Genomic DNA, 9,495 nt, shown 5'->3' on the forward strand with positions numbered 1-9,495 from the left:
CTCCAAAGTTTTCAAGATTTGCTCGTCCAGTAAAAAGCGCAATTCCCATTCCATCGCCAGATCGTCCGGCAGACCGGCGATATCGTGATACTGGGTATAACTTTGCCGCAACATCTGGCGGATCGTATCGGCATTGTGCAAATCGACGTCTTTTTCGCCGGCGACGATGTCGGCGGCGTGAGCCAAAGCCTTGGCCAGCGCGGCGTCGAAGTCGCGGCTACGCCGTTGCAGCGCGTCGGGAAAACGGTCGAATTGCTGACCGCTGAGCAAACGATAGCGCTTCCGCACCTGAAGCAGCGCCGACAGATTGCTCGCGTCGCGGATTATTGCCCGCAACACGCCGCGTTCGCGTATTTTACCGGCTTGGCGGGCGTCCGGTTCCAGCACCGCATGCGCCAGCAAGTCCTGCGCCGCGGCCAAATCCTTTTCCGCCGCCAACCGCAACGGCAACGTATAGCTCAGCAAATGGCTGGGGTCCGGCAGCCGCACCGTCAGCTTGGCCAGCGAGCGCAACGCGGCGATGCAATGGTGGCGCGCCAATGCCGCCGACCGGCGCGGCCACAACGCATAATCAATCGCCCCCATCACCGTCAAACCCAGCAAAATCCCGATGACGCGGTCGCGCGGCAGCAACAGATCCTCGACCGCGCCGAAGTCGTGCAACACGAACAGCGCGAACGAAAAACCCAGCTGGCGGCCGAGATAGGCGATACGTTCGCTACCGGCGGTAATCCAGGCCGATAAAGCCCAAAACGGCGCGGTCGCAATCATGAAACCGATCACGGTGTCGAACTGCGACTGAAACACCAACACGTAAACATAGGCACACACCCCGCCCAACGCGGCGCCGCTCACCCTAAGCAGCGAAAGTCGGTAATCGGCGCCGAGACTGGTCTGCGCCGCGACCAGGCACGTCGGTATCGCGGTGTTGATGTCCGGCCAATCGAGGCTTTGCACGATCAACATGCAAAGGATCGCGCCCAACGAAAATTTGATGCCGAATTGCAGGCTGTCGGCGTGCATCCGCCAAAATTCGTAGCCCATCCAGGCCGGAAAAAAGGTTTGCGGTTCGGTTTGCATTTCGATTGGGCCCGAGACCGCCGCCGGCTGGTGCAAGCGTTGCATCAGATCGGCGGTGCGTTGCAGCGCTTGCCAAAATGCGGTCAACACTGTCGGCTGGCCGGTTCCGGAATAACGCTGCAATATCTTGTCGTCCAATAGCGCGGCCGCGGCGTCGCTGACGTCTTGCCGGCTGGCGAAACCCTGTCGCAAGGTTGCGCAGGCTTGCTGTAACGTCGAGTAGACCGCGCGTTTTTCCGCGGTCAGCGGCTGGACGCGATAATCGTCGGTCAGCGATTGCTCCAACCACAGTGCAATTTGGCGCAATCCGTCGATTTCCTGCAGCAATTCCAGATAGATCGCATGCCGGCGCCGTATCGACAGATGCAGCAATTCGCTGTTGGCCAACAAAGTCTGCAACTTGCCGAACCGGCCGATCGCCGGCGGTTTGACCGCGGCGCGGCGCGGCCGGCTGGCCGCGGTGTCCGACAGTCGGCCGCGAAACATCTGCTCGGCCGCCTCGAGCTGGTCGGCGATACCGGCGCTCAACAAGGTTCGCGGGTCTTGCGGTGCGATGCTGAGATGAACCAGTGTCCAACTGCCCAAGCCGAGCACGCCGATCAATGGAATGTTCCATAAGGCGTGGTAAAGATTTTCGTCGGGCGTGGTCGGGCTGTATATCACCGGGATCGAGTACCACAGCGCAATCCCAGTCGGCCAAGCGATCAGCCGGGCGTGGAACAAAGCCAGCGCCATGATCGCGAACGACAGGCTCAGCATCAGCCAAGGATCGTTGCCGGCCAACATCAACGCCAACACCGAGATCAGCACCGTCACAAACAGGTAAAACAACTGGCGCAAGCCGAAGGCCAGCGATTGGCCGGCGTTGGCGTAAGCGTCGTAGCTAAGGCAGACCAACAGCGATAGCGCGCCTAACGGCGGCACGTGCAGGCTCTGGCTGACGGTCGCGATAATCAGCGACACCGCGAACAGCCGCGCCGCCGCGATTCGCCGGCCTGGAAAGTCCGTCAGTTCGGCGGCCAGGAATTCGGCCAGACCGGTGCCGAACCAAAACCGGCTGTGGCGTTCGCGCCTGCCGCGGCGGTACGAATCAGTCATGCCGCCGATCGTCGCCCGCCGATGCGGCGGTATCGTCCGGTATCGGCAAGTCGCGGTCGAATACCGTGACGAAGGCGGTCATCCCCATCCGTAGCGGCCGCTCGGGATCGCGGTCGAGAATTTCGATTCGGACCGGAAAACGCGACGCCAGCACTACCCAGTTCAAGGTGCGTCGCACTTCCGGCAATCCGCCTTGTTGCTTAACGTTGTCCGGCGCGTTGGCCCAAGCGATACCGGTCACCACGCCGCGAAAGCGCTTGCCGGGATAGCCGACCAGAAACACCTCCGCTTCCTGGCCGGGGTGTATCGATTGCAAGTAGGTTTCCTTGTAATTGGCGACAGCGTACCAATGGCGGTCGTCGACCAGCGCGAAGACCTGGGTGCCGGCCGTGGCGTATTCGCCTTCGCGGGTATTCAGATTGGTCACGTAGGCGTCGAACGGCGCGTGAACTTCGCAATATTCCAGCTCCAACTCGGCGGCGGTCACGGCGGCGCGGGCCGCTTCGACGCGTGCGTTGACATCGCCGACCTGAGCGATCAGGGATTGCGCGCGCTTGCTTTCGTTTTCCGCTTCGTCGACCGCGCTCTCGACCGACAGCGCCTTGGCCTTGGCGTCGGCCAACGCCGCTCGGGAAGCAGCGTAACGCGCGCGCGCTTGCTTGAGTTGATCGCCGGTCACGTACTGCTTTTCCGCCAGCGGTTCCAGTTGCTCGAGGTAATGCTCCAGATAGTCGTCGTCGGCGGCAATGCGCTTGACTTCGGCCAGTGCGGCCGCATGCTGATGTTCCAGGCGCGAGACCGCGCTGACGGCCGAGCTTTTCGAAGCCTGACGCGATTCGACCTCTTTTTCCGCCAGCATCAGTTCGGCCTTGGCGCGGTCGAGCTTGGCTTGGTAAGGCCTGGGATCGATGACGTAGAGCAAGTCATCCTTGCGTACGAACTGATTGTCTCGCACGCGCAGTTGTACGATGCGGCCGCTGACCTCCGGGGCGATACCGACGATGTCGGCGCGGACCATCGCGTCGTTGGTGCGCGGATGGCGGAAATTGATTTGCCATACCCAACTGCCGGTCGCAACCGCGGCCAATACGATCGCCATGCCGAGGACTCGGCCGATGAGCACCCGGCGCCGATAATCGAGTTTAAGGTCGCTTACCATGCCGGGCCTCAACTTGCGTAGAACAACAACCAAATGACGAAGGTGCATAATGCCCACAGGCTGGGACCGATCAACAACGGCGGGCCCAGATGCGGCGCCAAGCCGTAACGGGCCAATTGCCACATCAACAGAACGCTGACGGCCAGACCGGATAAAATGCAGACGATCCAGGCCGGCCAAAACGAACCGTGCAGGCTCAGCATCGGATCGCAACCGGCCAACCATAGCGGCGCCGAGTACGGCAGCGGGGACGATCTAAAAATACGAAACGGTGTCATGACGACCCTCAAAACGGAGCGTTGGCGTTGTGAACGGGAAAAAGCGGCCTATTGCGCACTCGGCTTCGGTAAAAACCGAGATAGGCTTTTAGCCGCGCGCGGCACAACAGCCGATGCGAGTTCGAACATTCTTATTTTAAAGCGCTACAATCGGTTTGATACAACGATATTATTCAATATTCGTTGTCAATTTGTTGCCACATTCGCGGTGGCGCTTCCGTTACTATATAAGCATTTCCTTCTAATGGTGGCGAATTTTTTGACTCAGCCAGTTTCCGCGTTTCCCTCTGTTCCGCGCATTCGGCACGCCGATTTTAGCCCTGGCCGCCCGTTGCTGCCGCTGCTGTTGTCGATAAGCACCGCCTGTACGCCGCCCGTCGCGCACCGGGATCTAGACGCCGGCGAACCGATACCAGCGCAGGTGGTGCGCTGGTCCGAATACCGTCTAAGTCATCCGCTGCCGCCCTCGCCGACGGCACCCGGCCAACCGGCCGCGCCGAATGCCCGGCAGCATTACGATCTACCGGCCCTGGTCGATCTGGCCTTGCAAAACCATCCGGAAACCCGGTTGAGCTGGGAAGAAGCCAAAGCCGCCGCCGCCCAAGTCGAACGGGAAGCGGCCGGTTGGTACCCGAAACTGACCGCTTTGGCCTTTGGACAATATTTCAAGACCAGCATTCCGATTCCGCAAAGCACGCTGGTCAGCACCGGCGTCGGAGCCTTCGGCGGTGCCGAATTGGCCTGGACGCTGTTCGATTTCGGCCGCCGCGAGGCTTTGGACGACGCCAGCTTGGAACGCTTCGCCGCCGCGCAACTTGCTTTCGACCGCAAACACCAGGAAATCGCCTACCGCGTCGCCGCCAGTTTTTTCGCCTACCAGGCGGCGACCGCCAAAGTCGCGGCGGCGGAACAAACTTTTATCGCCGCCAAAACCAACGCCGAAGCGGTCCAGGCCAAACTGGCGCAAGGCTTCGCGACTCGGCCGGACTTACTTTTGGCCTTGCAGGAACAAGCCAAGGCCAATTACGACTGGCAGGATGCGCGCGGCGCCGTGACTCAGACCAGAGCGGCGCTCACCACCAGCGCCGGATTGTCGCCGTCGGCGGAACTGTCGCTGATCGATTTGAACCAGATACCGTTGCCCGACACCCTGGCGCCGTCGGTGGAAAAAATCGTCGATCAGGCCCTGGAGCAGCGCCCGGACTTGCAGGCTAAGTTGGCCGAACTGCGCGCCCGCGAGGCGGAGGTAAAAAAAGCCCGCGCCGAATATTGGCCCAAGCTGTCGTTGAAAGGCGGTATCGGCAACCAATATTGGGGCGACGTGCATACCGACCCGCCGAGCCGGCGGAATTATGCGTCGGACAATTGGGTCGGCAGCGCGATGCTGAATCTGGAATGGACGTTGTTCGACGGCTTCGAGCGGCGTAGCGCGGTGGAGGAGGCCGAAGCCAAGCGCCGGGCCGGCGAAGCGCAAATCGACAGCTTGCGCCTGGACATCATGCGCCACATCTGGCAAGCCTACGCCGACACCAAAACCGCGTTGGAAAAGCGCGAATTCGCATTGGCCCTGCTACGCGCCGCCGAAGAATCCTTCGCCGCAACCCGGGAATCCTACCAGCACGGCTTCTCCACCGTCATCGAATTGTTGTCCGCGCAAAAGGATCTGGCCGGAGCCCGCTACACCGAAATCGACAGCCGGGCCGGATTGCTGAAATCGGCGGCGGCCTTGGTTTATGCGGCGGGCGGTGGAGATTTGCCTTGAGCTATCGGCAACCGATAATGCGGTTTGGTCAGTCGGTATCCAATACCGGGTAATCCGTATACCCCTTGCCCGGACCCTGGTCGCCGTACAGGTAAAAGGTCGCGGCGTCGTACGGCGTCAGCGGCGCGCCGAGCGCTAAGCGGCGCGGCAGGTCTGGGTTGGCGATGAAGTGTTTGCCGAACGACACCGCGTCCGCGTCGCCGGCGGCGATGGCTTGAGCCGCGCTTTCCGCCGTGAAATTTTCGTTGGCGATCAATACGCCGTCGAAACGGCGTTTCAACGCCGGACTGATCGCGTCGGGACCTTGGGCTTCGCGGGTGAACAGGAAGGCGATGTTGCGTTGGCCCAATTGATCGGCGACGTAACCGAAGGTCGCCAACGGGTTGGAGTCGCCCATGCCGTGCATGTCGCAGCGCGGCGACAGATGCACGCCGACCCGGCCGGCGCCCCAAACCGAAATCGCGGCGTCGGCCACTTCCAACAGCAAACGGGCGCGGTTTTCCAGTGAACCGCCATAGGCGTCTTCGCGGCGATTGGTGCTGTCTTGCAGGAATTGATCGAGCAGATAGCCGTTGGCGGCGTGGATTTCCACGCCGTCGAAGCCGGCCAGTTTGGCATTGGCCGCACCTTCGCGAAAGGCTTCGATCACGCCGGGGATTTCGTCCGATGCCAATGCACGCGGGGTGACGAAATCGCGCATCGGCCGCAACAGGCTGACATGGCCTTGCGCGGCAATCGCGCTGGGCGCGACCGGTAAGGCACCGTCCAGGTAATACGGGTCGGAGATTCGTCCGACGTGCCACAATTGCAGCAAAATCCGGCCGCCGGCGGCATGCACCGCATCGGTCACCACGCGCCAGCCGTCGATTTGCGCCGGCGACCAGATGCCCGGCGTGTCCGGATAGCCGACACCTTGCGGACTGACGCAAGTGGCTTCGCTGATGATCAAACCCGCACCGGACCGCTGCGCGTAGTATTCCGCCATCAATGGATTCGGCACCCGGCCGGCGCTGGCGCGGCAGCGGGTCAACGGCGCCATGATGATGCGGTTGGGTAATTCGAAGTCGCCGATACGGATGAGGTCGAACAAGGGATTCATAGGCTGCTCCTGCATGGTTGGGAGCTTAATGATAACAGGGCCGTTGAGCGACTAAAGGCAGGACTTTTTCAGTTTTCACGCCGCGTTGGGTAAAACGCTTCGGCCCCAGCAAATTTAGAAGCTCAGCCGGCAGCGGCGCCGATCAGCGTTCCTTAGCGCTGATCACCATGCTGCTATCCCCTACCCTGGCAATTCGCACTGCCAGACCGTTTTGCAAGGTGCTCAAACTCTCGTTCAAATCGGTCGTGGAAAAGCGGCCACTAACCGTCAGGGCTTGCAGATCGGGATCGGGCACTTTGAATTGGACCGCATGATAGCGGGACAGTTGGCGCAACACGTCCGGCAACGGTTGGCGCTTGAAGATCAGCATGCCGTCGCGCCAAGCCCCGCTGCCGGTTTCAGCGGCACTGGGCGCCTCCAGATTTCCGTCGGCGCTGAAGCCGGCTTGCAGACCGGCGGTCAGCGCCAGTTCCGGCTTACCGGGCAGGCTCAACGCCACTTCGCCTTCGGCCACCGCGACCGTCGTGCTATCGCGGTCGATGGCGACGTTAAATTGAGTGCCGACATCGCGGATGCGGCCGGCGCCGACCCGCACTTCGAACGGGCGTTCGGCGTCGTGCTTGACGGCGAACCAGGCTTCGCCCTGCTCCAGCCAGACCGTGCGCTCGCCAAAGCGGTCGATCCGCACAAGCGTCGCGGTATTCAGTTCGATGCGGCTACCGTCGGCCAATTCCACGGTCCGGCGCTGGCCAATCTCGGTTTGATAGCGAGCCGCCGCGAGTTTTTGCAAGGGTTCCGGGTAGCGGACAGCCAACGCGACAGCGAATCCGGCGACGATCAGGGCGATATTGCGCCGGCGTCGGGCCCACTGGCTTTGCCGAACAAAGCCGCGCGCGGCTTCGAGCTGCTTGCCGGCCACCTCCGGCAAGTCGCCGAGCTGTTGCCAGAATTGTTGAACTTGCTGGTAAGCCTCGACATGTTCCGGCGAACTGTCGAGCCAATCTTGAAATTGTCGGCGTTCCGATTCATCGGCGTCGTCGCGCAAGCGCGACAACCACTGCAGGGCTTGGCGTTGAGATTCGGTCAGGCTGGCCAGACTCATGGCGGAACGGCCCAAAAACTCAGCGTTTGCCGGCCAACGCGGCCGCGAAGCAGTGTTCCAGCGCCGCGTAAAATTGGCGTTCCACATGGCTGCGCGACATCTGCAGCAGCTTGCCGATTTGCGGGTAGGTCAAGCCGTCGATGCGATGCAACAGGAAAATGCTGCGTTGCAGCGGCGGCAGGTCGTCCAACGCGCGTATGACGCCTTGCAGAATTTGTTGGTGGTGCAGACTGACATCCAGGCCGGGCACATCCGCCGGCAGGCTATCCAAGTTCTCGACTTCGCCGTGGTAGCGCTCGCGGACCGCGAGCTTGCGCTGGTAATCGATCAGCGCATTGCCGGTCAATTTGTAGAGATAAGCGCGATGGTTTTCGATGGTTTGCGGCTCCGGATGCTGCATCAATCGCAAAAACGAGTCCTGCACCACGTCTTCCGCCACCTCGGCCGCGCGCTGGCCGGCGAAATACACCAGCTCCTTGGAATGACTGTGAAACAATTGCTCGAAAAGGCTTTTGATCGTCATGGTCGGCGGCAGGATCGGAGAAACCAAGCGGTTAAATAAGCAAAAGCCGAGCCACTAAACGCGCCGACGCTGGCGCCGCACCCAAGGCCTGCGATAAGCGGCGGATACCGGACTGACCGGGTGTTTCGGCTGGTCGCGCACCGCCGTCCATCGGACTGATGCGCACAAAAAACCGAGGCATATCACCCACCCCATGCGTCATATGCCACACTTTTTCGTTTCAAACGCTACGCGCAACCTCCGAGTACCGGCAATAGCAAGCGTGCGCCGAACCTAGAAAGCGGCCTGCGATCTGCTGATTGCGGCCATTCCAAGGCCGATTCAAACTGCATACCCCCTACTGCTGAACGCGTTTTTACGCCACCAAAGCGAAATCCGCCAATTCTTGGCACGCAAGGTCAGCTGCCCGACCGCGGCGGACGACTTGACCCAGGAGACCTATTTGCGCATCGCCAGATACCGGGGCGGCGAAGACATTATCGATTTGCGCGCGTTTTTGTTTCGGATTGCCAATAATCTGGCCCTGGACTATTTGCGCGGTCTGGCCCGTTCGGAAGCCCGCGACCACGGCCCGCTCGACGAGTCGGTCGCTTGCCGGGCTCCGCAACCGGATTCGGCGGTCGCCGCGCGGTGGCCGAACGCCTGCACGCGGACATCCCCCACCCGTTCGCCTCGCCCGCATGTTGCTCGCCGCGTTGCTTATCACGGCCTGGCTGCTCTGCCGGCTCGGCATCAGTATTGGCGCAGCGACCACCACACTGCCTCCGGACAGCAGACGAACGTGACGCTGACGGATGGCTCGCGAATCACGCTGAACACCGATACCGTGCTCTCGGTCGATTTCAGCAAACAAAAAAGGCGCATCGAATTGCGGCGCGGCGAGGCGTTTTTCGAAGTGCGCCGGACAAAACCCACCCCTTTATCGTGGGAGGCGGCCATACCGAAGCCCGCGCGGTCGGCACCGCCTACAGCGTGAAGAAGTGCGGCGCGGACTTGGTCGTAACCGTCGCCGAAGGCACCGTGGAAGTCGGCGACGGCGTCGGCGCGCAAGCCGTGCGTGCGCCGAGAGTCGAGCGGTGTTGGTATCGGACCGATACGCGTGGTATTCGGTCTCATCTGGCGCGTTGTCAAAACTTCCGATATTTTCCGACCCGCTACGGTCGTAGTTGTCGCCACCGGACTGGTCAGAGACTAACGTTTTAAGGCCAGGGTCAATCCATCCGCCACTGGTAAAAGGCTGATCGAAACCCTGGAATCGGCATGAATTTTTTCATTCAAACCGCGTATCGCCACGGTATCGGCATCGTCAAAAGCACTATCGGCGACCTGCCCATTCCAAAGAACGTTATCAATCAACACCAAACCGCCTGTGCGCAACAGAATCAAGGCCCGTT

At 61.2% G+C, this 9,495-nt stretch carries 8 protein-coding genes and 1 pseudogene; 2 read left to right on the forward strand and 7 right to left on the reverse strand.

The features are described from left to right. The 3 genes from AC3B8H_RS14740 to AC3B8H_RS14750 form a co-directional block, all read right to left on the reverse strand. On the reverse strand, window positions 1–2,178 hold a 2,178-nt coding region (locus tag AC3B8H_RS14740), incomplete at its 3' end, for an FUSC family protein (RefSeq protein ID WP_488442301.1). Then, on the reverse strand, window positions 2,171–3,337 hold the full coding sequence (locus AC3B8H_RS14745) for a secretion protein HlyD (RefSeq protein WP_488442302.1): 1,167 nt from the start codon (window positions 3,335–3,337) through the stop codon (window positions 2,171–2,173). The genes AC3B8H_RS14740 and AC3B8H_RS14745, both read right to left, overlap by 8 nt. An 8-nt stretch (window positions 3,338–3,345) precedes the next feature. After that, the gene (locus AC3B8H_RS14750) at window positions 3,346–3,615 is read right to left on the reverse strand and encodes a YtcA family lipoprotein (protein ID WP_488442303.1); all 270 of its coding nucleotides are present in this window, start codon (window positions 3,613–3,615) and stop codon (window positions 3,346–3,348) included. Between the two features lie 259 nt (window positions 3,616–3,874). Here AC3B8H_RS14750 and AC3B8H_RS14755 point away from each other — a divergent pair, with 259 nt between their 5' ends. Further along, window positions 3,875–5,377 (forward strand): TolC family protein, encoded by a 1,503-nt coding sequence (locus tag AC3B8H_RS14755; protein WP_488442304.1) that lies wholly within the window; start codon window positions 3,875–3,877, stop codon window positions 5,375–5,377. 28 nt (window positions 5,378–5,405) lie between these two features. Here the strand turns inward: AC3B8H_RS14755 and AC3B8H_RS14760 are convergent, their stop codons facing one another. The 3 genes from AC3B8H_RS14760 to AC3B8H_RS14770 form a co-directional block, all read right to left on the reverse strand. Further along, the gene (locus tag AC3B8H_RS14760; RefSeq protein WP_488442305.1) at window positions 5,406–6,476 is read right to left on the reverse strand and encodes an alkene reductase; all 1,071 of its coding nucleotides are present in this window, start codon (window positions 6,474–6,476) and stop codon (window positions 5,406–5,408) included. A gap of 142 nt (window positions 6,477–6,618) precedes the next feature. Continuing rightward, window positions 6,619–7,578 carry a FecR family protein gene (locus AC3B8H_RS14765; RefSeq protein ID WP_488442306.1) on the reverse strand — a complete coding sequence of 320 codons (960 nt, stop codon included), beginning with the start codon at window positions 7,576–7,578 and terminating at the stop codon, window positions 6,619–6,621. A gap of 19 nt (window positions 7,579–7,597) precedes the next feature. Continuing rightward, a complete protein-coding gene (locus AC3B8H_RS14770) occupies window positions 7,598–8,101 on the reverse strand; it encodes an RNA polymerase sigma factor (RefSeq protein WP_488442307.1) in 504 nt (167 codons plus the stop codon). A 343-nt stretch (window positions 8,102–8,444) separates the two neighbouring features. Here AC3B8H_RS14770 and AC3B8H_RS14775 point away from each other — a divergent pair, with 343 nt between their 5' ends. Further along, a complete protein-coding gene (locus tag AC3B8H_RS14775) occupies window positions 8,445–9,077 on the forward strand; it encodes a FecR domain-containing protein (protein ID WP_488442308.1) in 633 nt (210 codons plus the stop codon). Window positions 9,078–9,292: 215 nt separating this feature from the next. Here AC3B8H_RS14775 and AC3B8H_RS14780 read toward each other — a convergent pair. Beyond that, window positions 9,293–9,495: pseudogene (locus AC3B8H_RS14780) on the reverse strand (SAM-dependent methyltransferase); the annotation flags it as partial.

It is taken from the genome of Methylomonas sp. BG-2, assembly GCF_057766305.1.

What these genes read in the sequence shown, in the direction of transcription:
- AC3B8H_RS14745 (WP_488442302.1), bottom strand. Translation starts at nt 3,337, where the DNA reads ATGGTAAGCGACCTTAAACTCGATTATCGGCGCCGGGTGCTCATCGGC.
- AC3B8H_RS14750 (WP_488442303.1), bottom strand. Translation starts at nt 3,615, where the DNA reads ATGACACCGTTTCGTATTTTTAGATCGTCCCCGCTGCCGTACTCGGCG.
- AC3B8H_RS14760 (WP_488442305.1), bottom strand. Translation starts at nt 6,476, where the DNA reads ATGAATCCCTTGTTCGACCTCATCCGTATCGGCGACTTCGAATTACCC.
- AC3B8H_RS14765 (WP_488442306.1), bottom strand. Translation starts at nt 7,578, where the DNA reads ATGAGTCTGGCCAGCCTGACCGAATCTCAACGCCAAGCCCTGCAGTGG.
- AC3B8H_RS14770 (WP_488442307.1), bottom strand. Translation starts at nt 8,101, where the DNA reads ATGACGATCAAAAGCCTTTTCGAGCAATTGTTTCACAGTCATTCCAAG.